This is a genomic window from Enterococcus sp. AZ196 (assembly GCF_050498845.1).
Classification (GTDB): Bacteria; Bacillota; Bacilli; order Lactobacillales; family Enterococcaceae; genus Enterococcus_A; species Enterococcus_A murrayae.
Genome location: NZ_JBIPAM010000002.1, coordinates 1,289,642 through 1,313,604, shown reverse-complemented (window position 1 = coordinate 1,313,604; position 23,963 = coordinate 1,289,642). Strand labels below are relative to the sequence as shown.

The 23,963-nt window shown below is 41.0% G+C and carries 26 protein-coding genes; 20 read left to right on the top strand and 6 right to left on the bottom strand.

Annotation, left to right across the window (positions count from 1 at the left end; translation table 11 throughout):
• Entirely contained in the window at nucleotides 1-1,377 is a 1,377-nt protein-coding gene (locus tag IGI67_RS23950) for an APC family permease (protein ID WP_429959601.1), read from the top strand.
• Nucleotides 1,378-1,413: 36 nt separating this feature from the next.
• On the opposite strand, the gene IGI67_RS23945 is transcribed toward IGI67_RS23950, so the two are convergent.
• Nucleotides 1,414-2,268, bottom strand: coding sequence for a hypothetical protein (locus IGI67_RS23945; RefSeq protein ID WP_429959600.1), 855 nt, complete (start codon nucleotides 2,266-2,268; stop codon nucleotides 1,414-1,416).
• A 152-nt stretch (nucleotides 2,269-2,420) separates the two neighbouring features.
• Here IGI67_RS23945 and IGI67_RS23940 point away from each other — a divergent pair, with 152 nt between their 5' ends.
• Together IGI67_RS23940 and IGI67_RS23935 are read left to right on the top strand one after the other, a co-directional pair.
• Nucleotides 2,421-2,783 (top strand): MoaF-related domain-containing protein, encoded by a 363-nt coding sequence (locus IGI67_RS23940; RefSeq protein ID WP_429959599.1) that lies wholly within the window; start codon nucleotides 2,421-2,423, stop codon nucleotides 2,781-2,783.
• Nucleotides 2,784-3,050: 267 nt separating this feature from the next.
• Entirely contained in the window at nucleotides 3,051-3,911 is an 861-nt protein-coding gene (locus IGI67_RS23935; protein ID WP_429959598.1) for an AraC family transcriptional regulator, read from the top strand.
• A gap of 137 nt (nucleotides 3,912-4,048) precedes the next feature.
• On the opposite strand, the gene IGI67_RS23930 is transcribed toward IGI67_RS23935, so the two are convergent.
• Entirely contained in the window at nucleotides 4,049-5,020 is a 972-nt protein-coding gene (locus IGI67_RS23930; RefSeq protein ID WP_207108084.1) for a 1-phosphofructokinase family hexose kinase, read from the bottom strand.
• Nucleotides 5,017-5,778 carry a DeoR/GlpR family DNA-binding transcription regulator gene (locus IGI67_RS23925; protein WP_207108085.1) on the bottom strand — a complete coding sequence of 254 codons (762 nt, stop codon included), beginning with the start codon at nucleotides 5,776-5,778 and terminating at the stop codon, nucleotides 5,017-5,019. Before IGI67_RS23925 ends, IGI67_RS23930 begins: the two co-directional genes overlap by 4 nt.
• Before the next feature lie 294 nt (nucleotides 5,779-6,072).
• On the opposite strand from IGI67_RS23925, the gene IGI67_RS23920 reads away from it, so the two are divergent.
• The 5 genes from IGI67_RS23920 to IGI67_RS23900 are packed head-to-tail and all read left to right on the top strand — an operon-like array spanning nucleotide 6,073 to nucleotide 9,370.
• Nucleotides 6,073-6,531, top strand: a complete 459-nt coding sequence (locus IGI67_RS23920; RefSeq protein WP_207108086.1) for a PTS sugar transporter subunit IIA — start codon at nucleotides 6,073-6,075, stop codon at nucleotides 6,529-6,531.
• A gap of 46 nt (nucleotides 6,532-6,577) precedes the next feature.
• Nucleotides 6,578-6,877: a PTS sugar transporter subunit IIB gene (locus IGI67_RS23915; protein ID WP_207108087.1), complete on the top strand. Its 300-nt coding sequence runs from the start codon at nucleotides 6,578-6,580 to the stop codon at nucleotides 6,875-6,877.
• A 36-nt stretch (nucleotides 6,878-6,913) separates the two neighbouring features.
• On the top strand, nucleotides 6,914-8,305 hold the full coding sequence (locus IGI67_RS23910; protein WP_207108088.1) for a PTS transporter subunit IIC: 1,392 nt from the start codon (nucleotides 6,914-6,916) through the stop codon (nucleotides 8,303-8,305).
• Between the two features lie 28 nt (nucleotides 8,306-8,333).
• Nucleotides 8,334-8,600, top strand: coding sequence for a hypothetical protein (locus IGI67_RS23905; RefSeq protein WP_429959597.1), 267 nt, complete (start codon nucleotides 8,334-8,336; stop codon nucleotides 8,598-8,600).
• 17 nt (nucleotides 8,601-8,617) lie between these two features.
• Entirely contained in the window at nucleotides 8,618-9,370 is a 753-nt protein-coding gene (locus IGI67_RS23900) for a class II aldolase/adducin family protein (RefSeq protein ID WP_429959596.1), read from the top strand.
• A gap of 143 nt (nucleotides 9,371-9,513) precedes the next feature.
• On the opposite strand, the gene IGI67_RS23895 is transcribed toward IGI67_RS23900, so the two are convergent.
• Nucleotides 9,514-10,383, bottom strand: a complete 870-nt coding sequence (locus IGI67_RS23895; protein ID WP_429959595.1) for an SDR family oxidoreductase — start codon at nucleotides 10,381-10,383, stop codon at nucleotides 9,514-9,516.
• Between the two features lie 12 nt (nucleotides 10,384-10,395).
• The gene (deoC, locus tag IGI67_RS23890) at nucleotides 10,396-11,097 is read right to left on the bottom strand and encodes a deoxyribose-phosphate aldolase (RefSeq protein WP_429959594.1); all 702 of its coding nucleotides are present in this window, start codon (nucleotides 11,095-11,097) and stop codon (nucleotides 10,396-10,398) included.
• Nucleotides 11,098-11,250: 153 nt separating this feature from the next.
• Here deoC and IGI67_RS23885 point away from each other — a divergent pair, with 153 nt between their 5' ends.
• The 12 genes from IGI67_RS23885 to IGI67_RS23830 all read left to right on the top strand — a co-directional run bounded on the left by IGI67_RS23885 (nucleotide 11,251) and on the right by IGI67_RS23830 (nucleotide 22,359).
• Nucleotides 11,251-11,661: a PTS sugar transporter subunit IIA gene (locus IGI67_RS23885; RefSeq protein WP_207108093.1), complete on the top strand. Its 411-nt coding sequence runs from the start codon at nucleotides 11,251-11,253 to the stop codon at nucleotides 11,659-11,661.
• A gap of 74 nt (nucleotides 11,662-11,735) precedes the next feature.
• On the top strand, nucleotides 11,736-12,233 hold the full coding sequence (locus IGI67_RS23880; RefSeq protein WP_207108094.1) for a PTS system mannose/fructose/N-acetylgalactosamine-transporter subunit IIB: 498 nt from the start codon (nucleotides 11,736-11,738) through the stop codon (nucleotides 12,231-12,233).
• A 146-nt stretch (nucleotides 12,234-12,379) separates the two neighbouring features.
• Nucleotides 12,380-13,225: a PTS mannose/fructose/sorbose/N-acetylgalactosamine transporter subunit IIC gene (locus IGI67_RS23875; RefSeq protein ID WP_207108095.1), complete on the top strand. Its 846-nt coding sequence runs from the start codon at nucleotides 12,380-12,382 to the stop codon at nucleotides 13,223-13,225.
• Between the two features lie 14 nt (nucleotides 13,226-13,239).
• On the top strand, nucleotides 13,240-14,049 hold the full coding sequence (locus IGI67_RS23870) for a PTS system mannose/fructose/sorbose family transporter subunit IID (protein WP_207108096.1): 810 nt from the start codon (nucleotides 13,240-13,242) through the stop codon (nucleotides 14,047-14,049).
• A gap of 72 nt (nucleotides 14,050-14,121) precedes the next feature.
• Entirely contained in the window at nucleotides 14,122-15,024 is a 903-nt protein-coding gene (locus tag IGI67_RS23865) for a class I mannose-6-phosphate isomerase (RefSeq protein ID WP_429959593.1), read from the top strand.
• A 42-nt stretch (nucleotides 15,025-15,066) separates the two neighbouring features.
• Entirely contained in the window at nucleotides 15,067-15,777 is a 711-nt protein-coding gene (locus tag IGI67_RS23860; protein ID WP_207108098.1) for a GntR family transcriptional regulator, read from the top strand.
• Nucleotides 15,778-15,920: 143 nt separating this feature from the next.
• Nucleotides 15,921-16,673 carry a DeoR/GlpR family DNA-binding transcription regulator gene (locus tag IGI67_RS23855; RefSeq protein WP_429959592.1) on the top strand — a complete coding sequence of 251 codons (753 nt, stop codon included), beginning with the start codon at nucleotides 15,921-15,923 and terminating at the stop codon, nucleotides 16,671-16,673.
• Nucleotides 16,674-17,093: 420 nt separating this feature from the next.
• Nucleotides 17,094-17,930: a PRD domain-containing protein gene (locus IGI67_RS23850; RefSeq protein WP_429959591.1), complete on the top strand. Its 837-nt coding sequence runs from the start codon at nucleotides 17,094-17,096 to the stop codon at nucleotides 17,928-17,930.
• 21 nt (nucleotides 17,931-17,951) lie between these two features.
• Nucleotides 17,952-19,352: a 6-phospho-beta-galactosidase gene (gene lacG, locus IGI67_RS23845; RefSeq protein ID WP_429959590.1), complete on the top strand. Its 1,401-nt coding sequence runs from the start codon at nucleotides 17,952-17,954 to the stop codon at nucleotides 19,350-19,352.
• An 86-nt stretch (nucleotides 19,353-19,438) separates the two neighbouring features.
• A complete protein-coding gene (locus IGI67_RS23840) occupies nucleotides 19,439-19,759 on the top strand; it encodes a PTS lactose/cellobiose transporter subunit IIA (RefSeq protein WP_207108102.1) in 321 nt (106 codons plus the stop codon).
• A gap of 24 nt (nucleotides 19,760-19,783) precedes the next feature.
• Nucleotides 19,784-21,466 carry a PTS lactose transporter subunit IIBC gene (locus IGI67_RS23835; protein ID WP_429959589.1) on the top strand — a complete coding sequence of 561 codons (1,683 nt, stop codon included), beginning with the start codon at nucleotides 19,784-19,786 and terminating at the stop codon, nucleotides 21,464-21,466.
• A gap of 140 nt (nucleotides 21,467-21,606) precedes the next feature.
• On the top strand, nucleotides 21,607-22,359 hold the full coding sequence (locus IGI67_RS23830; RefSeq protein ID WP_429959588.1) for a DeoR/GlpR family DNA-binding transcription regulator: 753 nt from the start codon (nucleotides 21,607-21,609) through the stop codon (nucleotides 22,357-22,359).
• A gap of 43 nt (nucleotides 22,360-22,402) precedes the next feature.
• On the opposite strand, the gene IGI67_RS23825 is transcribed toward IGI67_RS23830, so the two are convergent.
• Complete coding sequence (locus tag IGI67_RS23825; RefSeq protein ID WP_207108105.1) at nucleotides 22,403-23,863, bottom strand: PTS galactitol transporter subunit IIC; 1,461 nt, start codon at nucleotides 23,861-23,863, stop codon at nucleotides 22,403-22,405.
• Nucleotides 23,864-23,963: the final 100 nt, after the last annotated feature.

Sequence of the window (23,963 nt, the reverse complement as noted above, 5' to 3'; positions counted from 1 at the left end):
ATGGAAAATGTAAAAAAACTTGGTTTCATTGACATTGTCTCTCTTTCCTTTGCGGCGGTTTTCTCCCTTGAGCTGATTGCTTCGCAGGCGTCGATGGGGCCATCTTTGATCTTCTGTTTTATCGTCCTAGGTGTGACCTTCTTTCTTTCTCACGGATTGATTTGTGCAGAGCTTGGTTCGACCTACCCTGATCAGGGTGGGATCTATGTGTGGATCAAGCGAGCCTATGGCGATCGCTGGGCCGCACGAACGACTTGGTGGTATTGGATCAATGTCGCTGGCTTCATTCCATCGACCTTAGTGGTGATGGGATCGATTCTACAGATGTTGTTTTTCCCGGATCTTTCTGTCTGGGGGATGGTAATATTTTGTATTATTTGTACGTGGTTTATTGTTGCTTTTAACTGTATTGATCTGCAGGATGCCAAGTGGCTTACGATGATCAGTACGATATGCAAATTGATTGCTTGTCTAGCGTTGATCGTGGGTGCGGGAATAACAATATCTTCCAGAGGAGCACAAACAGAATTTTCTTTAAAGACAATCATTCCTACTTTTGATCTGGGCTTCTTTTCACTTGTTCCTGTTTACGTATATGCTTTAACGGGCTATGACCTAATCAGCTGTTCGGCTGGAGAAATGGAAAATCCTAGTAAAAATGTACCAAAAGCTGTTTTTTCAAGCGGCATATGTACGATCGTTCTCTACATCATTGCAGCGGTTTCGATGCTTATCATTTTACCAGCAGATCAAATCGATCCGGATTCTGGTTTGTTTACGGCTTTTGGTCAAGTGTTTGGAACACAGGTGATGGTCGGTGTAGCGGTGATTTCCTTTATCGCATTCTTAGGCTATATCTTCAGCTGGGCATTGGGCGGAAATAAAGCAGCACTAGAGGCTGGATTGGAAGGGGAGCTTCCCAAAATTTTTGCTAAAACAAATAAGGTTCATGCCCCGATTGGATCAGCTATTCTATTGGGCTTATCGTCAACTGCACTTTTAGTGTTTTATGGTCTGATTGCTTCTAGTAATGCCAACTTATTTTGGACGCTGCTTTCTTTCACATCGATCATTTTCTTTTTACCGTATATCGTACTTTCCTTTGCATTTATTACGTTAAGAAAAAAAGATCCCACCATCGAACGGCCTTTCCGCATTCCAGGAGGCGATGGTGTCGGAAAATTAGTCGCGGGAGTTCAATTTGTATTCTTTGCTTTTAGCACAATCTTTTTCTTTTTACCGCCTGAAGGAGAGAATCCCGTGTCTTATGTCTTATTTTTAGTGGTTGGCGTAGGGTTAGCCGTAGTAGTTGGCGAGTGGTTAATCGATAAGTCAATCAAAGAACGCACGTTGAGAGAAGCTGAAACTAGTGAATAAAAAAGGACCTTAGAAGCTGGATGCTGAATCCAACTTCTAAGGTTTTTTAGATGCATAAAGATAGAAAAGCCACTCGGAATCTTTGCGGCGATTATCAAACGGAAGATAGCCGGCATACTTATAGATATAGTCGATTTTCCAGCCGCCCGTTTTGCTCCTTTTCTCGTTGAGCAGCTGCAGTAAATCCTGTGCTCGCGGATCATCAGTACATTGACCTTTTTGAACAATATAAATCAAGTCGGTAAATGAAAGATGGTAGCTTTGTGGAAACATACTATCTGTAATATGGGGACTGATGGGGCGCCCATTGGAAAGCCGTTGAAACATTTTGTGCTGAAGCATGTAATCAATTCCTAAGTGAATCATTTCATTGACCTTCTCATCCGAAGCATCGACGTTTTCTTGATAAGTCAACAATGCACGAAGGGTTTTTCCAATGCCGATAAAGCAAGGAACATGGTTCATACAGCCGCCAAACTTGCAGATCCCTTTGTGGGGCCAGGTTGTTTTTTGTTTACGGTCAAAGACTTGATACTGTTTTATCCAAGCAAGAGCATTTTGTGCTTCCGGGGATTTGCCTAAACCTAATCGAGAGTAGGCTTCAAACAGCAACGCGTTATAGCAGGGGACGATCTCCTCCATTTTCCCGGTAAACGAAAAGCCCTCCGGTGTTGCTAAGTGCTGGTTTACATAAGAAATCAACATTTGAGTCATCGGCAACTTCTCAGCATAGGGAATTTCTGCCAAACCAATCAAAGCAAAAATTTTACCTAAAGGGTTTAAATCGGACATCGCAGTATATTTCTGCACGATGACTGACTGCTTAAGCAAATCGAGCGGATCTTCAACAATGTTTCTATTCATAAGTAATTCTAACGCCTGATCCATCATAAATCCCTTCTTCCTTCACTCTATTATCTCAAATGAGCCGCCGTTTGAAAACGGATTCTAAAAAATTCCTGAGAGGAGATGCAATCCACTTTTAAAACCTGTATGTTAGAGATAGTTCATTATCTACTAACATGTAAGAGGAAGGTGCCTAAATGAAAAAGCATCCATTGGAAGGTAAAATTGCTAAAGTAATGTTTGATTCAGGACTACAATTTCGGCTTGATTTTTTAGAGGACTATCAAATGCGTTGGACCTCGATTCGAAAAGAAGATGCAGGAGCAACGGATGTGGAAACGATCCATATTGAAGAGTATCCTGGCGGTATTTTTTCCATTGATTGGGTGGAGGAGTCGGGCTTATGCGTTTCCTATACGCTGGACACTGCTAACAGCTACGTGAAAAGTTTTATGACTTTTACAGATGAGGGTTATCGCGGTGGAAGGAGACCATTTGTTCACGAAGGACCGTTTCATTTTATTCTAGAAAACGGCGAGCCAGATACAGCACTTGTGTGAGACTTCATCACTAGGCTTCAACTGAAGTCCAAAATATAATAGAAAGCCAAACGCTCATTTACTTTAATAATTTAAAGTGATAAGGGCGTTTGGCTTTCTTTTTGTAAAGTATTTTTCAAAATGGCTTTTGAGTTAGCTGTTTTTCGAACGAAGTAGTATCCTAGTTCACTCCATGACGTGTGATACAATCGATATTATTGGTCTGATAATTATCAAGCTGTGAGATGCTTTTCTGAGTAAGATGAATCCATGAATGAGGTGAAGGAAATGATCAAAGATTTAAATCAGTTGATGGCGTATATCGAAGCCCACCTGACACAAGAGCTTTCATTATCAGAGGCGGCTAAAACGGTAGGTATATCAGAATACCACTTGAAGCGAACGTTCTCTTTTATCGCGGGGATTTCTTTAGTTGAGTACATCAAAAATCGGCGGTTAGCACGAGCGAACACCGATCTGGTCAACGGCGCGTCGGTAACGAATGTCGCATTCAACTATCAGTATCAATCGGTAGAAGGATTTTCCCGGGCCTTTCGAGAATGGTCAGGCTTCTTACCGTCAGAGGTGATAAAAAATCGCCAACAAAAATCGTTTCCTCAGCGCTCATTCTATATGGACATTAAAGGAGGAGTTTCAATGGATTTTAAAATCGAAAAAAAGGATGCGTTCCATTTAGTTGGCGTTTCTAAGCAAGTCCCGCTGCAATTTGAAGGCGTAAACGAGGCAATCCAGACATTGGCTCAAGAGATTACAGAAAAACAAAAGACAGAAATGCATGAATTGGGGGATCTGTATCCTCATCAGGTGCTGAATGCGTCATACGCTTTCGATGGAGAACGGATGGAAGAAAAGGGGACGCTGACTCATTTTATCGGCTTTGCGACAACGCAGGAAAATCCTTTTGATGATTTGGAACAGCTTCAAGTCGCCGAACAGACCTGGGCCGTTTTTCCTATTAAAGGACCCTTCCCGCAAACGTTACAGGATACTTGGGGGAAAATCTATTCTGAATGGCTGCCTTCTTCAGACTATGAGCTCGTTCAAGCACCAGAAATCTCTTTTTCGAATTTTGCTGAAGGCTTAGAAAAGTGCAGCAGCGAGATTTGGATAGCTGTGAAGGAAAAATAGAAGGATGTAAGAATCTTCTGATCAAATAAAGTAAAAAATATAAATAGAAAGCCAAACGCTCATTTACTTTAATAATTTAAAGTGATAAGGGCGTTTGGCTTTTACTTTGTAAAGTATTTTTCAAAACGGCTTTTGAGTTAGCTGTTTATACTCAGCTCTTTGATTTCCGTTATTTGGATAGTTTGAATATATTTGAGCACCTGATTCTTATCGATCGTACCGTTTGTCTCAAATAAGGAATTGGATATTCCGCAGGCCATAGCATATTTGATCGCAGCCTCAAATGTATAGCCCTTACTGATCGCAAAGGCCATTCCGCCAACAGTGGAATCGCCGCAGCCCGTCGTATTGACGATCGCTACTTCAGGGATCTGTACGTCATAAATCATTGAGTGATGCTTGACAATCGCGCCATCTCCGCCTTGGGAAATCATGATCGTTTCAATATTGTCAAAAAGCGGGTCATGTAAAATTGTAACGAGCTCTTCGGTTGTCTGGATTGCACTTCCAACCAGCTCCTCTAATTCATGGGTGTTTGGTTTGATAAAGCTTGGACGAACTGCTTGTTGACTCAAAACATTTTTCAACTGATCACCGGAAATATCCATCAAAATTGGGAAATCTTCCCCTACAATCGACCGAATAAAGCCCAATAGATGCAAATGAAAGTGCGCATCATCTGAGTTTACTGAACCAGAAATACAAATGGCATCAATGGCGTATTTTTTTAGGAGATCACCAACATGCTGAAAGAAAAGCTGCTGATTTTCCTTCGAGAGATAAAGCCCTCTTTCCACCAGTTCTGTGTGAGTGTTCCCATCATGCATGATTGTAATCGCATTTCGCGAGTTTCCTTCAACAGTAAGAAACTCAAGCTGATAACGTTCTTCGGCGATCAGCGTATCTAGGATCATCTTCCCAACGGGACCGCCCAAAATCCCTGTTAGTACCACTTCTTCACCAGACTGAGCAATGACTCTGCCGGCATTAATGCCTTTTCCGCCGATGGATGTATGAGGATTCTCTACACGATTTACCTGGTCCAAATTTAGCGAAGAAACTAGATAATTATAATCCATTGAGGGGTTCAAGGTAATCGTCAGAATCATTCCTGTTCCTCCTTAATGATTTTCGTAAATGAACTATAATAGTCAAAAGTTGTCTCTGAAAGCTGATCATCGGTCACTAAGTAATCAACATCAGACAGAGAGTAGAAGGTGTAGACATCGGATCGATTAAATTTGGAGCTGTCGGCGACAACACATTTTTTGCGTGAATGGGCAAAGGCGACGCGTTGAATCGAACCTTCGATTGAATTTGCCGTAGTGACATTGTTGTCAAAGACCCCATTGGTCGCTGCGAAGGCGATATCGATATTCAAGTTGTCAAAACTCTTTTCGGCAATTTCGCCATAAAACTCTTCTGTGGTTCGCGAAAATTCTCCGCCAGTCAACAACACACGATAATCCGTGTTATAAATCAAATAATTAAAAGCCAACAGACTATTTGTGATCACAAATAAGTTTGCTTTTTTGATTTCTGGCAAAGCATGGAGCATGGTTGTTCCAGCCCCGATGTAGATCGTGTCGTTATCCGAAATGATACTGTTCATTACTTTTCCAATAAACTTTTTCTCAGGAACATTGGTATCGATTTTTTCCTGAGTGGAGAGTTCCTGCTCAATTTTTTCAAGCTTTTGCGCTCCGCCATAAATTTTTACTAATAAGGATTGTTCTGCAAGTTCATTAATGTCTCTTCGAATCGTCATATCGGAGACACCTAAGTTTGAAGATATTTCTGGGATGGATAAGTAGTCATTTTCATGTAACAAATCCAAAATTCTTTCCTGCCGCTCTTTTTTTAACATGAAATCACCTCTAATTAAGTAAGCTCTTACAATAAACCGAATCGTACTCGGCTATGTTTATACATTAATTAATAGCATTTAAAGAAAGAAAAAGCAAGGATTAAATGTTCAGTTATGTTAAAGTTTGTTAAAGTATCGAAATGTTATTGGAAGACAATTGTTCTGAAGTGAAATAAAATGTTAAGTAAGCGTTGACAAACATTTTTACACGTTGTATATTTACATTGTAAAACACATCTTAACAAAGTTTAACAAAATGTTTCAAAAAGGAAATTGAAAGGAGTGAGACGATTCGTGGACTACAAAGAAATGTTTGATCAGCAGTTGATTAGTCTCGAGGTAGAAGGAGAGAGTGAGGAGCGTGTATTTGAACAGGTTGCGGATCACCTAAAAGAACTAGGATTTGTCAACGACGGCTATTTAAACGGTATCACTGCAAGGGAGGAACGATTTCCAACAGGTCTGATCACGCAGCATCTGAATATTGCATTGCCGCATTCGGATCCTGAATATATTGAGAAGCCCTTTGTTTATATTGCCCGGCTGAAAAATGAGGTGAAGGTCAAGCAAATGGGAGACAGTCAAGAAATGGGGGTCAAAAATTTGTTCTTTCTTGGGATTAAGGACCCTAAAGGACAGGTCGGATTGCTGCAGGCGTTTATGGAATTATTTATGAAAGAGGAGTTCGTTCAAGCATTTATGCAGGAACAGGATGAAAAGAACATCTATCAATTATTTACACAACATATTTAAGTAGAAGATTTAATAAATGAATTTATAGAAGCTGGAGGAAGTTTAAATGAAAAGAAGATTGATCGTTGCATGTGGAAGCGGAGTAGCTACAAGTCAAACAATTGCTAGTAAGATCGCCGGATTATTGGAAGATGATGGCATCGATTTCCCAGTCGAGGCAGTCGACTACAAATCGATTCAAAGCGAACTGCCATCTACGGGTATTTATGTTTATGTTGCACAGCCAGATGATGAAGTGCTGGAAAAGGCTGAGGAGCTTGGTGTGAAGGTATTTCCGGGTATTCCATTTTTAACAGGGATGGGTGCGGATCAGATTTACGATGACATCAAAGCATTAGTTGAATAAGGAACAGAAAATTTAATAAGGAAAGAAGTGGGAAGTGTGCAAATATTTCAGGATATCATTAACTATATTTTAGGGTTAGGTTCAGCTATTTTCGTTCCATTGATCATTTTGATTTTAGGACTTATTGCCGGGATGAAGTTCAAAAAGGCATTTATGTCAGCGATTACTTTAGGAATCGCCTTTACCGGGATGTCGATGGTCATTGGGTTCATGTCTAATGCTGTAAGTCCAGCGTCAGAAGCATTAGCGAAAAATACAGGACTTAATTTGCCAGCCTTAGATTTAGGCTGGACAGGAGCGGCGAGTATCACGTGGTCTTGGTCATATGCGTTTGTTTTCTTCGCGGTCGTTCTTGGCGTGAACTTTGTGATGCTGATTTTGAATTGGACGAAGACATTAAACGTCGATATGTGGAATGTTTGGGGAAAGGCTTTGACAGCTTATCTTGTCTACTTTATCAGCGGCAGCTTACTGGCTGGATTCGCTACGGCGATCGTTCAAGTTATTTTGGAATTAAAAATGGGGGATATGTTCCAACGTCATATTGAAGACCTGACCGGCATTCCTTTGGTAACGGTTACTCACCTGATGAATATTTCGGCGGTTCTATTATTGCCGATTAATGTGATCATGGATAAGATTCCTTTCTTTAATAGACGAGCAGATACAAAAGCCTTGAAGAAAAAAATCGGGGTTTTCTCTGAGAATTCTGTGATGGGCTTTATCATCGGTTTAGGACTTGGATTAGCGGCGGCTTACGGAGTGTCAGGTTCATTGAACTTGGCGATTCAAATTGCGACAGCGATGGCTCTGTTCCCAATGATCTCTAAAATGTTTATGCAATCACTTTCTCCATTGGCAGATGCTATGTCTGAAATGATGAAGAAGCGTTTCAAGGATCGTGAAGTTTACATTGGGTTAGACTGGCCGGTTTTAGCGGGGCGCTCTGAAATTTGGGTTACTGCGATTCTGTTAGTCCCTGTATTTATCGGGTATGCGATCATTTTGCCAGGCAACGCAGTCTTACCATTGGCGGGGATCATCAATTATTCCATCGCTGTAGGCGGCTTGCTGCTAACAGGCGGAAACCTGGTCAGAATGCTGATCATGGGTGTCATCTCGATGCCGATCTATCTTTATGCAGCAACATATTTAACACCTATCTTGACAGGATTGGCTGATAAGACAGGCGCGGTTGAAGGAATCAAAAAAGGGCAGCAAATCACATGGTCTTCTATTGAAGGACCCGAATTCCGAATCCTATTTGCAGAAGCGTTTAAAGGCAACATCTTAGGGATTGTTGGTGCTATCGTCTTTGTCGGAATGTTTGTCTGGCTGTATAAATACATGACAAAAGCAAAAGTTCCTAGTCAAAGATATGAAGAAGCAGCAGATAAAAAAGTCAAAGGCATGAAAGTGGCTGGGTAATAAAAATAATTGAAGGCAGGTAAAGTAAATGAAGAATAGAAAAGAGCATAAAGAAAAAACCAAATGGTTCGCTGTCTTGTTTCTTGCGGTCATCAGCTTTATCCTAGCCTTCATGACCCAGCAACTGGTCTTTAACTTTATCGCCATTGGATTAGCGATCCTTGTTTATAAATATGGCAATCTCGTACTCTTCAAGGAGTATGATGAACGTCGCAGGCAAAAATACCAGGAAGCGATGCAGATTAGAAGTGCCGCACAAATAGCGATTAAAAGTAAGAAAATATTCAAAAAATAGAAAAGGTGGTCTCGACTATGTCAGATGGACGGATGATTTTTGAAAGAGAGCGCGAAGATTTAGCGCGGATTGTGAAATTAATTTTTGCACGAAAGAACACAAATGTCGCAGGAGGCAACTTTTCATTTAAAACGACAGATAGAAACGGAAAAGAATACATTATTATGACACCAACAATGATGTCGGAGGCCTATCTGGGCGAAGTTTCACCGGCACAAATTTTAGTGGTGGAGCCTCATACGCGAAAAGTGATCGACGGTGTTGGAAAGCTGACACGAGAAATCAATTTACATGAGGCGGTATATGATACCAATCCTGAAATCAAAGCAGTCTTGCATGCCCATGCCCCAAATTCAATGTTTTGGGCTACAGCTGGCCTAGATATGCCAAACCTAACAGAAGCCACACAAAAAATCGGGTATGTTCCGGTACTTGGCTTTGAGCCGAACTGCTCGCCTGAGTTAGCAGAGCTGGTCTCGAATTATATGGAAAAAGAGAAGCTTGAGCTGCCTAATATGCTGCTGTTGAACAGTCACGGTGTATTGATCAGCGCTCCAGGTGAAACAGGAATCGAAGCGATCCATAAAGCCTTGCAAATTCTGGATACAACGGAATGGAATGCGGAGATTGCATACAAACAAACGATTTTCCAATCGTTGGGATTATTGGATGGCTACTATTCAAAAGGCAAGCAAGTCGGTACGCTAGAAGATCTGAAGGATCACAGCCCGATCTACAATCGCGATGAGGTGTTTGCGGGCGGAGACTAAAAAAAGAACAAACGTAAAGTCTTTTTCAAAAATACTTAACAAAATGAAAGCCGAACGCTCTTTTACTTTCAATTATGAAAGTGGAGGAGCGTTCGGCCTTTTTGCGTATCTTTTTTTCAAGGCGGATTGGTCAGGTTTGCGGCTTAATTTAGCCAGCCAAAATCAGACAAGCACTTATGGACATCTTTTTCAAAAGTAGAGCCATTGATACCATGGGATTCAATCTTATTTGTGGCCAAACGCAAATTCCTAAAACGATCAGCATAGCGTGAGTTATCCGGCAAGATATACAGATCGATTCCATCGTCGTCAAAGCCAAGCATCGAAGCGATTTTCTTTGCGGCTTCATAAGTTGATTGCTCATTTTGACTAGAAAAGTGATAGATGCCCTTTGGCAAATGAATGATTTTGTCGAATTGTTCCGCTAAATTGCTCGCGTAGGTCATCCCGCGACACTCATTGACAGTAAACATTGTTGGTTTTTGAAAAAACATCGCCTTCATTACATTGGTGAGGATGTTGGGACTGCTTTTGATACCAGGGGATGAGAGTCCCATCATCCAAGAAAGACGTAGAATCACGGAATCTATCTGATTTTCAATTAAAAAATTCTCGACTTCGATTTTTTGCTGCCCGTAGACGGAGCTGCTGTTAACAAGCGTATCCTCCTTAAAGGGGAGGTTCTCGGTTCGATTATTGAAGACCTGTTCGGTACTTAAAAAAATAAAGCGTGCGCCTTTTTTATGACAAGCTTTGGCAATAGTAATCGCACTCTCCGTGTTCACCTTATGCGTGTCGCGTGGATTTGCTTCACAATCAGAAGTTTGTGTTCGAGCAGCAGCGTGAAAGACGAAATCATAATCCATGCGCTCAAAAAAGCGAGTTACTGCTTCAGGATCGGCTAGGTCAACTTCCTTTCGAGTAATTGGGATAAAATCAAAATGAGTCTGATTAACAGATTGGATCAAGGAAGCTAAATACCCATTAGCCCCTGTAATCGCGATTTTTTTCATTTTCTTACTCCCTCAGATAGTAATTTTCCCATCAATCGCTTCTTTCTTTAGGCTTTCAATAATAGGAATACCCGAGCTGGTACCAATGCGTTCTGCACCGCAAGCGATCATTTCTTTGAAGGTTTGCGCATCACGGATACCGCCCGCAGCTTTCACCTTTACATCTGGTCCAACGTTTTCTTTCATTAATTTGACATCCTCAAAAGTGGCCCCAGATGGAGCAAAGCCAGTCGAGGTTTTGATGAAGTCGGGTTTTACAGTCTTGGCAATCTTAGATAAAGCGATTTTTTCAGCATCTTCAAGATAAGCATTTTCAAAAATCACTTTGGAGATTACATTATTTTTTTGGCAAACGGATACAATTTGTTCCATTTCAGTTTGCAGATAGGCCCAGTTCTTTTCTTTTACTTCGGTGATATTGACAACGTAGTCGATTTCCGTCGCACCATTTTTGATGGCATCCTGTGTTTCAGCGACCTTTGATTCGATTGAAGTTTGCCCCAATGGGAAACTGATTGCCGCTCCGATATTGACATCAGTTGCCTTTAGCAGGCGGCTGCATAATTCAGATTGAACCTGATTGATTGCGACCATTTTAAAATGATAGTCTTTCGCCTCATTACACAAAATCCTCATATCCTCTTTAGTGGCAGTTGGTTTTAGGTTTGTGTGGTCGATAAAACGAGCTAATTGGTCAATCGTGTAGCTTTTCATAAAATCCCTCCTGTATATGTAATTACATAAAAAATAGTAAAGCATATTTATTCGCTTGTCAATGATAAAAAAACTATTGACAACGCTTACTATAGGAATTATAGTTATGACATAAAATAAAATGTAATTACATATAAAGAGAGGGAGCAAAGAATGAAACTACTACTACTAAGTCACGGAGAGCTCTGCCAAGGGCTCATCTCCAGCTACCAGATGATCGCTGGGGAAAACAAAGATATTGCCGCAGTTAGTTTGACAGATACGGGTATTCAAGATTTTTCTGAACGGTTGAACAAGGTGTTAACAGGATTAGAGGCGGAGGATGTCTTGATTTTGACGGATATTAAAGGAGGAACTCCATATAACGAAGCGTACAAATACTATTTATCAAACGAGAATCGGGTACAGCTAGTTGCTGGAATGAACTTGCCGATGGTTATTGAAGCCGGTCTTAATCTATCAAATAAGGACCTGCAAGCCATCACAGAAATCGCCATAGAAATGGGAAGAGGCGGCATCGAAGGAGTCGTTAATGACACCTTTGAAGAGGATATAGAGTTTTAAACGTAATCGAAGCATTCTTTGAGTGTTATAGATAGGAATTATTTTTTACTATTTTAATTTAGGAGGAAGCAATTATGACAATCACTTTAGCAAGAATCGATGATCGTGTGATCCATGGTCAAACTACTACGAGGTGGACGAAAGCGCGATCCGTACAAGGGATTTTGGTAGTAGGTGATGACATCGCGCAAGATGAGCTGCGGAAAAAGGTACTTAAGGCTGCAGCCGGGAACTTGAAGCTAGGGATTTACACTACAGAGCAAGCGGTAGAAAGTATCCCGAAAGGAAAAGATTCGACAAAGGATTTCTTCTTAATCAGTAATTCGCCCCAAACCTTTGCGGAGCTTGTACGATTAGGTGTGGATTTTGGCGGAAAATTAAACGTTGGACCGATGAATACCCGCGAAGGAGCAAAGGTCTTAGGCAGAACAGTAGCTATCGATGAAAAAGATTATGAGGCGTTTGATTATATGGAGCAGCAAGGCATTGAAATCGGCTTCCAGCTTTTGCCCGATGACGAATCGAAACCATGGAAAATCATGAAGGCGAAGTATGATTCATTAACAAATTAGCTAGAGTGTTTGTTAAAAACGACAAAAACGCAAAAAGTAACACAAGGGAAAAGAACACCTAGTGGAATGGTATACGGCATGAAAATCAAACTCATTTTTCGAATTTTGAAAAATGAATACATTAATATGAATAAGGAGGATAAAAGATGGATGGCAGTTTGTTTTTACCAGCGTTATTGACCGGAATTTTTTGTTATTTAGGGGCGATCGAAAGCCCGTGGTTATTTGGAATGAGTGGTGGGTTTTATGTTGTAGGACGCCCTCTGGTAGCAGGTTTTTTGGTGGGGATTGCTTTTGGCGATATTAAAGCAGGAGTGTTGTGCGGATTAGCCGTGCAGGCTGTGTTCATTGCGAACTTATCAACCGGCGGCGCAACAAATAGTGAGATCACTTATGCTGCGTATGGCGGAATAGGGCTTGCGCTGGCTACGACAAGAGAGCCTGCGGTTGCGGTGACACTATCGATTCTAATTGGTCAAACCTTTGGACTTATCTTTTACAATACACGTATGGCGTTGTACTCTTTTTGGAATACACGGGCACAAAACGCAGCTGAAGCAAATGATGATCGAGGGATTATGCTTAATCATATTGCTTATCCGCAAATCACCACTTTCTTTCTTCGAGCAGTTCCAATTTTTGCGGCTATTTTCTTTGGTCGAGGCTTAGTTGATTGGCTATTAAACAATGTGCCGCAGGTTGTTACGGATACTATTTCAGTTCTGGGGGGCGTGTTGCCAGCTTTAGGAATTGCGATGCTGATGGGGATAGTAGTCAAAGAAAAGGTTCATTTAGTGTTCTTTTTCGCTGGCTTTGTTTTAATGGCCTTTGCGAAGCTAAACATGATTGCTTTAGTCTTTCTTGCGGCGATGGTGGCTTATGTGGTTTATTTAAGCACCGGAAAATCCAGCGGCGACAGCAAGCTTGTCGCTACGACGAATGGATCAGTTGAGCAAAATGAAGCAGCTTACGAGGACGACGACCTGTTTTAAAGGAGGAAAAATAGATGGAGAATCGATTAACGAAAAAAGAATTGCGTCAAATATGGAAACGTTGGGGCTTTACTCACTTATCATCGATGAGTTATGAAAAATTGCAAGCACATGCTTGGGCCTATTCGTACTTGCCATTTGCCGAAAAGTACTATAAAAATGATGCTGATGCCAAGCGAAGATTGCTCCTTAGGCATTCGATGTTCTATAATACTGAACCGCAGACGGGACAATTGATAAACGGAATTGTCGCATCATTAGAAGAGGAGATCGCTATTGGCGGTGATGTCCCAGAAGAAATGCCGGTAAATATTAAGACGACCTTAATGGGACCACTGGCAGGGATCGGTGATTCGATCATCCAAGGAATTATCGTGCCGATATTGCTTTCTATCGCGATGGGGCTAGCTGCTGGAGGAAATGCTTTAGGGCCAATATTTTACATTGTAAGCTATGGAATTATTGGTCCATTGATATCTTACTTGTGCTTTATGAATGGCTATCGTTTAGGCGTAAGCGCGATTGATGTCATTATCGGAGAGAATGCGAAACGAATTACTGATGCGTTCAATATCTTAGGGATTATGGTAGTAGGCGGGTTGGCAGCGTCCAACATCGCGTTGACGACTAAAATAAAAATTCCGATGGGTGATGAGGTGCAAAAGCTGCAAAATGTTTTGGATGGGATTTTTCCTAATGTTTTGCCTTTAGTCATGGTCTTGCTGGCTTGGTATTTACTGACATCTAAACAGATGACAGCCACAAAAGTGATCCTTGTTTTGACGGTTATTTCTGCCATTGGTGTTGTGATTGGTGTGTTTTAAACAAGAGACGTGTTTCTTATGAAACGCGTCTTCTTTTCTTTACAAAATAATGAAAAGCATAGGAGGAGCATCATGTATATTTTAAAACCAGAATCTCGAGAACGCATATGGGGGACACCACGACTGCATGATTATTACGGTGATCAGCAGATAGATAAGATCGGTTCTGTCTATTCAGCAAGCGGCGTATCTGAGATCGATTGTCCTGTAGTGAACGAAGAAAAAACATTTAGTGAAATAATCGCAGAGGATCCAAAAAAATTTGGACTGAAGACAGGTGACGTTTATCCTCTGATTATTTCATTTACAGCCTGTGATGAAAACCTCAGCATTCAGGTTCATCCTACTGATGATTATGCTCAAAGCGTGGAACAGCTGCCATATGGAAAGAGTGAAGCGTGGTACTTCATTCAGCCTCCTGAAAAAGGCTGGATTTATGCTGAGCAGCAAATTCCTGAAAAATCGGTTCTTTTAGAAGCAGCGAAGAAAAATGAGTACACAAAAATTCTAAAAGAGTATCCTGTTGCCAAGCATGAGTTGATCTATATTCCTTCAGGTACGATTCACGCTTTGACAAAGGGGTCGCTGGTTTATGAGATTCAACAATCGTCAGATATTACGTATCGTTTTTATGACTATGACCGGATAGATAAGAATGGGAAAAAACGGCCGCTTCATATCGAAAAGGCTATTGAAACGCTGCATCCTGAAAAACAAGTAGAAAAGCGAACCTTTCCGCCAGGCAACACATTTGCCCAAAGAGAATTCAGTATTCAACACTTGAAAGGAAAACAAATTGTAGAAAACAAATCGGAAATAGCCAGTATTTTGACAATTATAGCTGGCCAGCTGACGATTGCCGGAGAAACGTGTCAGACGGGTCAAAGTATTGTTCTATTAAAAGATGAAATGATTGAGCTGCCGGAAACTGCTGAAGCCGTTTTGGCTACACCAATACGTTATTGGGAAGAATAATTATGGTATAATAAACACAATTAATTGAGGAGTAGGTAGCTTATGAATATCCCGTTGCATAAAAAAATTCGAATGGACTTACTGGAAAAAATTCAAAATGGCGATTACCAAGAAAATCATCTCATTCCCACAGAAATGGAACTGGCTGAACAATACAGTGTTAGCCGGCCGACTGTTCGTCAAGCGGTACAGGCGTTGGTGGACGAGGGGTATTTGGAAAAACGAAAAAAACGAGGCACAATCGTTAAAAAGAATAAAATCCAGCAGGAATTCACCCATGTGATTGAGAGTTTTGATTCAGAGATGAGCAGAAAAGGAATCATCCCTAAAACAAAAGTCTTAAACTTCCAAAAAGTCGCGGCTAGTGAAGAAGTCGCTGAAAATTTAGAATTGAAGCAGGGGGACGCGGTTTATAAGTTAACCCGTTTGCGTTACGCTGAGGTGAAGCCGGTTGTTCTAGTGACTAGTTATATACCATATGAACGGTTTCCCGATTTTCAGCAGGTTGATTTTACCAAAGAAAAAATGTATCAGGTCTTTGAAGAGATGGGCTATCCGATTAGAACCGTCACTAGAAAATTGGAGGTGATCAAATCAGACGAAACGATTAGTGATTTGCTAGATGTTGAAGAGGGCGATCCGATGTTCTATTTCCATACGCAAGGATTTTCTGAGAATCGAGTGCCTGTAGAATACTCGATATCAAAATATCGCGGGGACATCAACTACTTTGTTTTTGAATTAGCACAATAGGCCTTGAATTCAAGGCCTATTTTCTGTGAAACCTTGAAGGCATCGCATGTCCATTTGAACTTTAAAGAAATGTACTGCAAGAAAAATCACTCTAGCACTTTACTTAAGAATTTGATAGTCTTAAACAGAAAAGAGGGGATGAAATGTTAAAAACGGATCGATTTCAGGCAATCATGTCGTTATTGGAAGTAAGCGGAACGGTACGAGTGAGCGATATCATGGATAAATTAGCGGTTTCCGATATGACTGTTCGACGTGATCTGGATGAATTAGAGAAACAAGGATTATTAGAGCGGGTGCATGGCGGTGCGAAATTAAAGGATTTTTATCGTCACGTTGAGCTTTCACATACGGAAAAACAAATCATGCTCCAGGAGGAAAAGCAACGTATTGTCGAAAAGGCTAATGAGCTGATCAATGATGGCGACACCCTTTTTCTTGGTCCAGGAACGACGATTGAATTATTGTCAAAAATTGTCCGAGCAGATTCATTGCGGATCGTGACGAATTGTCTGCCGGTGTTTGAAGAATTGAACAAGCATAAAGGAAATCGGAAAATTTATCTATTAGGCGGAGAGCTGCGGGAGACGACCCAATGTTTTGTTGGTGAAATTACGAATAAATCGCTAAATGACATGAATTTTCACAAGGCCTTTTTTAGCTGCAATGCACTCAATGAACAAAAAATCATGACCTCCACGTTTGAAGAAGGTCAGACGCAACAAATCGCTTTGAATAATTCTGTTGAACGTTTCCTATTGATTGATCATTCAAAGATTGGAAAGAAAGATTTTTCTGTCTATTATAATTTACAAGAAGTTACCGCGGTAATTACAGATGAAGACGAACAGAAGCATTATGAAAAAATTGAAAAAGAAGAAAAGTATATTGTTTAAAAAGCTATCTGGTCCTTTGAAACTTCTATCAAAAGATTTCAAAGGTTTTTTTCCAGCAATTCTTTTCTTTCATACATTCATTTGAGAAATAAAATTTTCATGTACATTCCGTTTGTTTATGTTTGTTTTTTGATTGTTTAGGCGCGGAGAATGTCAACCCGTTCACTCATTCTCGCGGTATATTAGAAGAGGATTTTGTACGATTCTATAGGCTTTGCTTTAAAAAGCGACTCTCTTAACTAAAAAAAATAAACATTTTTTGTCTGAAAGTGTTTACAAATGTATTTTAAGGTGCTATCCTATTAGTGAAATCGAAATATTAGTGGATTGTTACTATTGAATTAGGCAAAAACCGCAAGTAACTGATTGGTCTATCAATCGGTTGTTTGCGGTTTTTTTTGTAGAAGTGGGGTGAAAAAAATGTACAGAGTAGTTCAGGTGTTGAACAACAACATTGCCATCGTAAAAAAGAATCATGAACAGGCGATTGCAATGGGAAAGGGACTGGTTTTTCAGAAGAAGAAGGGCGACTTGCTGTCGGAGGATGCAATTCAAAATCTGTTTGTACTAAAGAGTGAAGAATCAAAACAAAATTTTTCTTTCTTATTAAAGGATGTTCCGTTGGATTTTATTACAACTGCTTATGAAATTATTGAAAACGCTATCCATAATTATCAGTATTCTGTTCAAGAGTATATTTATGTCACATTAACAGATCACATCTATTGGAATTACAAGAAATTGATGAAGGGAGAATATCAAAATAGTTTTTTACCGGATATTAGTAAACAATATCCCAAAGAATATCAGATTGCTAAAGATGGCCTGCGAATCATCAAAGAGCGGTTAGATATCGCTTTTCCAGAAGATGAGCTAAAAAACATTAGTATTCATTTTATCAATGCTCAAGGAAAAACGCCGGAGCCTGTCACAACGCCGGCAGATGCGTATGAAGAGCAGCAGCGTGTCATGCAGATCATTGAAGAAGCTTTACGAAAACGAAACATTGTTCGAACAGAAAAAACGCAAAATTTTTATGATCGCCTGATGATTCATTTACGCTATATGCTGGAACGAACGGAAGAAGAAAGAGTCGATGAATTTGCGGAGAAGATGGAAGAGGATTTGAAAAAGGATTACCCAGAAGCCTACAGTGTGGCAGAGGAAATGTATCGGATCATTGTAGAGAATACGGGATTAAAGCTACATGCTGGAGAAAAAGTTTATTTTACGATTCATATTCAACGATTACTTTAGTTTGATGGAGGAGAGAAACGAATGAAGAAATTACCAGAACATTTTATTTTTGGCGGAGCAACAGCTGCTTATCAATGTGAAGGAGCAACCAAAGAAGGCGGAAAAGGCGCAGTAGCCTGGGATGATTTTTTAGCTGAACAGGGCCGCTTCAGTCCCGATCCAGCGAGTGATTTTTATCATCAATATCCAGTGGACATTGAATTATGTGAGAAGTTCGGGGTAAATGGCTTGCGTCTGTCGATTGCTTGGAGTCGTATTTTTCCAAAGGGTACAGGTGAACCGAATCAAGAGGGAATTGATTACTACCATGCAATTTTTAAAAAGTGTCAGGAGCATCACGTTATTCCATTTGTAACGCTGCATCATTTTGATACACCAAAAGCTCTGTTTGATCAAAATGATTTTCTAAATCGCGACAATATTGACGCGTTTGCGAATTATGCAAAATTCTGCTTTGAAGAATTTACTGAAGTGGCGTATTGGAGCACCTTTAATGAAATTTATCCCGTCGCTACGAATCAGTATTTACTCGGTGTTTTCCCACCAGGGATCAAATTTGATTTTACGAAGATTATTATGTGTCTTCACAACATGATGGTGGCTCACGCCAAAACCGTGAACATTTTTAAAGAGAATGGGTATGCTGGAGAAATCGGCGTCGTCCATTCATTAGAAACAAAATACGCGAATTCAGATTCTGAAGAAGACAAGCATGCGGCATTTTTAGAAGATGCTTTGTCCATCCGATTTTTACTGGAGGCTACGTATCTTGGACGCTATACGGAGGAACTGCAGGGGGCATTAGACGAAATTTGTGAAGCCCAAAATGCAACGTATGAGTTTTTAGAAGAGGATTACATTGAGATGGAAAAAGCGTCTCATCGCAATGATTTTTTAGGAATCAATCATTATCACAGTCATTTTTGTAAAGCATATAAAGGACCGAATGAAATTTATCACAACGGGACTGGCGACAAAGGAACTTCGGTGTACCGGGTGAACGGGATCGCTGAACGCGTTTATCGCGATGATATTCCGAGAACTGATTGGGATTGGTTGATTTATCCTGATGGGTTGTATGATCTTTTGATGCGAATCAAAAAGGAGTATCCGCATTACAAGAAAATTTATATCACCGAGAACGGGATGGGCTACAAGGATGATTTCGAGGATGGAGTTATCATGGATGCGCCGCGAATTGATTATTTACGTCAATACCTAGGAGCGTTAAGTGATGCAATCGAAGATGGAGTCAATGTAGAAGGCTACTTCTTGTGGTCATTGATGGATATGTTCTCTTGGACCAATGGATACAATAAGCGCTATGGCTTATTCTATGTTGATTTTGAAACACAAAAGCGTTATCCGAAAGAATCAGCCTATTGGTATAAGTTTGTTAGTGAAACGAAAACGATTATTTAGTAAAGCGATAGATGGAATCAGCGCTTGATTGCATCTATCAGCTAATTGAAATGAAAAGGGATACATCGCTGTAGGAGGGAAAGAGTATGAATAAGGAAGAATTACAGATGTTAGGCTTTGAAATCGTGGCCTATTCAGGCGACGCGAGAAGCACATTGATGAAGCTGCTAAGCGAGGTGCGTCAGGGGAAATTTGAAAATGTCGAAGACGCATTAAAGGACGCTGATGAAAATCTGAAATTGGCGCATAATTCGCAAACGAAAATATTAGCGGATGAAGCGGCAGGCAGCAACCTGGATATTGGATTTATTTTTATCCATGGACAGGATCATTTAATGACCACTTTATTGTTAAGAGATTTAGTACAGGATTTTATTGAGCTTTATAAGGAGAAGTATCAAAAGTAAAAATGAAGAAGGAGATGGAGTAAGGTGAATGCAATTATTAAACAAATCGAAAAAGGAAAACCATTTTTTGAAAAAATTTCCCGAAATATTTATTTAGGTGCTATACGAGACGGCTTTTTAACAGCCATGCCAGCCATTTTATTTTCTAGTATTTTTATCATGATCGCTGCAATTCCTGAAGTTTTCGGAGTAACTTTACCAGAAGCATTCTCGACTTGGCTGTGGAAGGTCTATGGCTATTCAATGGGAATCGTTGGTTTGTTAGTAGCTGCGACTACAGCACGTTGTTTAGCGGGATCGATAAATCGTCGGTTGGAAGATGGAAAGAATATCAATGAAGTGTCTGTTATGTTGGCATCGATCGCTGGTTTCTTCATGCTGAGCGTAGAGCAGATCGACGGCGGTTTTGCCAGTGATTTTATGGGGACAAAAGGACTGTTGGCTTCATTCGTTGCCGCCTTTCTCACAGTAAATGTCTATAAATTCTGTGTTAAGCGCGATATTACGATCAGAATGCCGAAGGAAGTTCCTGGGACGATCTCGCAAATGTTTCGTGATGTGATTCCCTTCTCTTTTGCAGTGTTTGGTGCCGTTTTGATTGATTTGCTGTTCCGCAATGTCTTTCAAGGTTCGTTTGCTAATACAGCGATTACTGCTTTGCAGCCGCTATTTACAGCAGCAGACGGTTATCTAGGAATCGCCATTATTTGGGGAGCGATGGCATTATTCTGGTTCGTTGGGGTACACGGTCCGTCAATCGTGGAGCCGGCGATCGCAGCGATTATTTATGCGAATGTTGAAACGAATTTAATGCTATTCCAAAACGGCGAACAGGCCTCCAAAGTTTTGACTGTTGGTATGGGAAATTTCGTTGGAACAATGGGTGGTACCGGTGCGACGCTAGTAGTTCCGTTCTTATTCTTACTATTTGCTCGTTCTAAACAACTGAAAGCCGTAGGAAAGGCCTCGTTCGTTCCTGTCATTTTTGCAGTAAATGAACCGCTTTTGTTTGCGGCGCCGATCATTTTAAATCCGTATTTCTTTATTCCATTTTTATTGGCACCGATTGTTAACGTCTGGATCTTTAAATTCTTTGTTGATGTATTAAGCATGAATAGCTTTATGTATGTTTTGCCATGGGCCACGCCGGCACCAATCGGGTTAGTCCTGGGGACCGGAGTCAGTGTGATGGCGATCGTTTTAGCACTCGTGCTGATCGCTGTGGATTCAGTGATTTACTTACCGTTCATTAAGGCGTATGATGCAGTGCTGATTGAAGAGGAGAGTAAAAATACGCAGCTGAAGGCTACCGAAGCTGCTGGAATTGAAACGATGCAAGATGCGGGAACAGCTGTTGTGGAGGCGTTGGCAGAGGATACGATCGAGAAAATAGGCGATGGCAAGCGAGTGTTGGTGCTATGTGCCGGTGCTGGTACGAGCGCGATGCTAGCCAATGCCTTAGAAGAAGGCGCGAAGGAAACAGGCGCGAATATTCAAGCACAAGCTGGCGCTTACGGTTCGCATTATGATATTATGAAAAATTTTGATTTGATTGTCTTGGCACCGCAGGTCAACTCTTACTTAACGGACATTCAAAAGGATGCGGAGAAAGTTGGCGTGAAGGTCGTAGCAACAAAAGGCGCAGAGTATATTAAATTAACGCGTGATCCAAAGGGCGCTGTTGATTTTGTTTTAGCAGAGATTTAATACTTATTTTGGAAGTTTATAGTCGAAGCAGCCTTCGCTATAGACTTCCAAAATTAGTCTACTAATCTGTTTAACTATAAACAATATCGCTGAAGAACTTGAGACCAAGCCGACAGTTGAGTATAAAGCGAGGAATAAGGATGTTAAAAACAGATCGATTGCAAGCGATCATGTTGCTGCTTGGACCTAAGGGGCGAGTTCAAAGCAGCGAGGTCATGGAGAAATTAGCAGTATCTGATATGACGGTCAGACGTGATTTAGCTGAATTAGAGAAACAAGGACTGGTAGAACGATTTCACGGCGGGGCAAAATTACAAAATTTTTACCTGCAGGAGGAGCTTTCTCATATTGACAAAAAAATCATCCATCATGAGCAAAAGGAGAGGATCGCGCGCCGAGCGAGTGAACTAATTAATGATGGCGACACTATTTTTCTTGGGCCTGGAACAACTATCGAATTATTGGCTCAGTGTATTCAGGCGGATTTTCTGCGGATTGTAACGAATTGTCGACCGGTTTTCGATCAGTTGAATAAGCACAAAAAAAATTGGAAGCTCTATCTGTTAGGTGGGGAATTGCGGGAGAAAACGCAGTGTTTGGTTGGCGAAATTGCGGATCAATCGTTAGAGAGCATGTACTTTCAGAAGGCCTTTGTGAGCTGCAATGCGGTAAATGGGCAAAAGATCATGACATCGACATTTGAAGAGGGGCAGACGCAACAGATTGCCTTAAACAAATCCGATGCGCGATATTTGCTGATCGATCATTCCAAAATAGGGAAAAGAGATTTTTCTGTCTATTATAGTCTGCGGGATGTGACGACAGTTATTACCGATGAGCACGAACAGAAGTACTATGAAAAACTTGAGAATGTGGAAACATCTATCGTTTAATAAGCAAAACCCGGAGATTTCGTTTCTCCGGGTTTTGTTTGTTTTATTTTGCCTCAGCAGCATAAGCAACGTTGCCCTTAGCTGATGCCGGAGCGGTTTTTTCTTCTTTTTCTGCTGCATAAGCGGCATTGCGTTTTTTCATTTGACGAGCATACCAGATGAAGATCAACAGGTAAGCGCCCAGTGCTAAAGCAGCGTAGAGGACAAATTCAATTTGACCTTGAGAAGCATTGCCGACTAAGTAGCCTAAGAATTTTTCGATTGGGCCCTCCATGGTCGTATGAGAAATCATCGCAGATTCGCTTAATCCTGATGGAAAGGCGCCGACAGCTTTGGCTGTTTGAGTGACAAAAGGAGCGATCAATGTTCCGGACCATAAGAACAACGGCAACTCAATTGCACCGATGACGATCATTCGAATCAATTTTCCGCGAGTGACTACCAGCAGTGCCGGTGTAACACCCATGGCAATGATCCCGCCCAACGGCAATAATTTATTACCTGGTAAAATGATGGCTTCCAATAGCATGATTGGAGCTAAAACGTTAGCCGCTGCCCAGATTTCTGCGCGACCAGCGAGGAAAGGCCAGTCTAAACCGATATTGATGGTGCGGCCTTTTAGACGTTTGTTGGCAAAGTCAGTAATCCCTTGAGATAACGGTTCGACGGCAGCGATGAACCAGGCGCCGATCAAAGAGAACAATTCCAAACAAACCGCGGCAGTGAAGGCGAGTGAGAAAATTTGGGTTGGTGTTTGTCCAGCTAACAGCCCGACGAAAATACCTAAATAGATACCAATCGCAAATTTTGATCCCCAAAAGCCGATCTTGCTGTTTAATTTAGCGGCATCGAAGTCGTATTTATCCAGCCAAGGAAAGACCTTATCAAAAATTTTGTCAAAAACCATGATGATTGGATTCATCATGTAATTCATGTGGGTTGTTGTCATCGGATTGCTGTCAGGTGCGTTCAATAAATCATTGAAGGTCGGCTTCATCAAATCTGAGTTCCAAATTTTAAGAACCCCAATGAAAATAACCAAAGCAGAGGCGATGAACAGATTTGCACCGCAGAAGATGGCGAACAAGCCGACGATCGCTAAATGCCAAATATCAAAGATATCTACGTCCAAGGTGTTGGTCTTTTTCATTGCCAACATGATGATGTTAACGATCACCATAATCAATAGGAAGTAAAGAGTGTAGGGGGAGCCCCAGGTGATGGTTGCTAATGGTGCCCACCCTACATCTGTGATGTTCAAAGAAATTCCTGTACGTTCAACAAAAGCGGTCATTGCGTCTGAAAAAGCAGTCGTTAAAATTCCAATAATAGCTCCGATCCCAGTTAAGGCGATCCCAAGTTTGATCCCACCTTCTAGGGCGCGTGACGGTTTCACTTTAAAAAATAGGGCGATAACAGTTAGTACGATGGTCATTAATGGTGCCGCCCCTAAATTAATTAGAGGAGTAAACAGTTGATTGGCGATATCAATAATTGTACTCATTCGTTTGTCCTTTCTTGGAACTAGTGGAAATTCACTAGTCTTCCACATGACGTTTTTTGATTAGCTGTATCTGGCTCAATGAATCGACCCTCATGGTTAT

Excerpts from the sequence above, each read along its gene's own strand:
- IGI67_RS23930 (WP_207108084.1), bottom strand. The coding sequence starts at position 5,020 with ATGATTCTGACGATTACCTTGAACCCCTCAATGGATTATAATTATCTA.
- deoC (WP_429959594.1), bottom strand. The coding sequence starts at position 11,097 with ATGAAAAGCTACACGATTGACCAATTAGCTCGTTTTATCGACCACACA.
- IGI67_RS23895 (WP_429959595.1), bottom strand. The coding sequence starts at position 10,383 with ATGAAAAAAATCGCGATTACAGGGGCTAATGGGTATTTAGCTTCCTTG.
- IGI67_RS23905 (WP_429959597.1), top strand. The coding sequence starts at position 8,334 with ATGAAGAATAGAAAAGAGCATAAAGAAAAAACCAAATGGTTCGCTGTC.
- IGI67_RS23935 (WP_429959598.1), top strand. The coding sequence starts at position 3,051 with ATGATCAAAGATTTAAATCAGTTGATGGCGTATATCGAAGCCCACCTG.
- IGI67_RS23880 (WP_207108094.1), top strand. The coding sequence starts at position 11,736 with ATGACAATCACTTTAGCAAGAATCGATGATCGTGTGATCCATGGTCAA.
- IGI67_RS23860 (WP_207108098.1), top strand. The coding sequence starts at position 15,067 with ATGAATATCCCGTTGCATAAAAAAATTCGAATGGACTTACTGGAAAAA.
- IGI67_RS23950 (WP_429959601.1), top strand. The coding sequence starts at position 1 with ATGGAAAATGTAAAAAAACTTGGTTTCATTGACATTGTCTCTCTTTCC.
- IGI67_RS23830 (WP_429959588.1), top strand. The coding sequence starts at position 21,607 with ATGTTAAAAACAGATCGATTGCAAGCGATCATGTTGCTGCTTGGACCT.
- IGI67_RS23840 (WP_207108102.1), top strand. The coding sequence starts at position 19,439 with ATGAATAAGGAAGAATTACAGATGTTAGGCTTTGAAATCGTGGCCTAT.
- IGI67_RS23850 (WP_429959591.1), top strand. The coding sequence starts at position 17,094 with ATGTACAGAGTAGTTCAGGTGTTGAACAACAACATTGCCATCGTAAAA.
- IGI67_RS23915 (WP_207108087.1), top strand. The coding sequence starts at position 6,578 with ATGAAAAGAAGATTGATCGTTGCATGTGGAAGCGGAGTAGCTACAAGT.
- IGI67_RS23940 (WP_429959599.1), top strand. The coding sequence starts at position 2,421 with ATGAAAAAGCATCCATTGGAAGGTAAAATTGCTAAAGTAATGTTTGAT.
- IGI67_RS23945 (WP_429959600.1), bottom strand. The coding sequence starts at position 2,268 with ATGATGGATCAGGCGTTAGAATTACTTATGAATAGAAACATTGTTGAA.
- IGI67_RS23900 (WP_429959596.1), top strand. The coding sequence starts at position 8,618 with ATGTCAGATGGACGGATGATTTTTGAAAGAGAGCGCGAAGATTTAGCG.
- IGI67_RS23825 (WP_207108105.1), bottom strand. The coding sequence starts at position 23,863 with ATGAGTACAATTATTGATATCGCCAATCAACTGTTTACTCCTCTAATT.
- IGI67_RS23865 (WP_429959593.1), top strand. The coding sequence starts at position 14,122 with ATGTATATTTTAAAACCAGAATCTCGAGAACGCATATGGGGGACACCA.
- lacG (WP_429959590.1), top strand. The coding sequence starts at position 17,952 with ATGAAGAAATTACCAGAACATTTTATTTTTGGCGGAGCAACAGCTGCT.
- IGI67_RS23875 (WP_207108095.1), top strand. The coding sequence starts at position 12,380 with ATGGATGGCAGTTTGTTTTTACCAGCGTTATTGACCGGAATTTTTTGT.
- IGI67_RS23855 (WP_429959592.1), top strand. The coding sequence starts at position 15,921 with ATGTTAAAAACGGATCGATTTCAGGCAATCATGTCGTTATTGGAAGTA.
- IGI67_RS23885 (WP_207108093.1), top strand. The coding sequence starts at position 11,251 with ATGAAACTACTACTACTAAGTCACGGAGAGCTCTGCCAAGGGCTCATC.
- IGI67_RS23925 (WP_207108085.1), bottom strand. The coding sequence starts at position 5,778 with ATGTTAAAAAAAGAGCGGCAGGAAAGAATTTTGGATTTGTTACATGAA.
- IGI67_RS23870 (WP_207108096.1), top strand. The coding sequence starts at position 13,240 with ATGGAGAATCGATTAACGAAAAAAGAATTGCGTCAAATATGGAAACGT.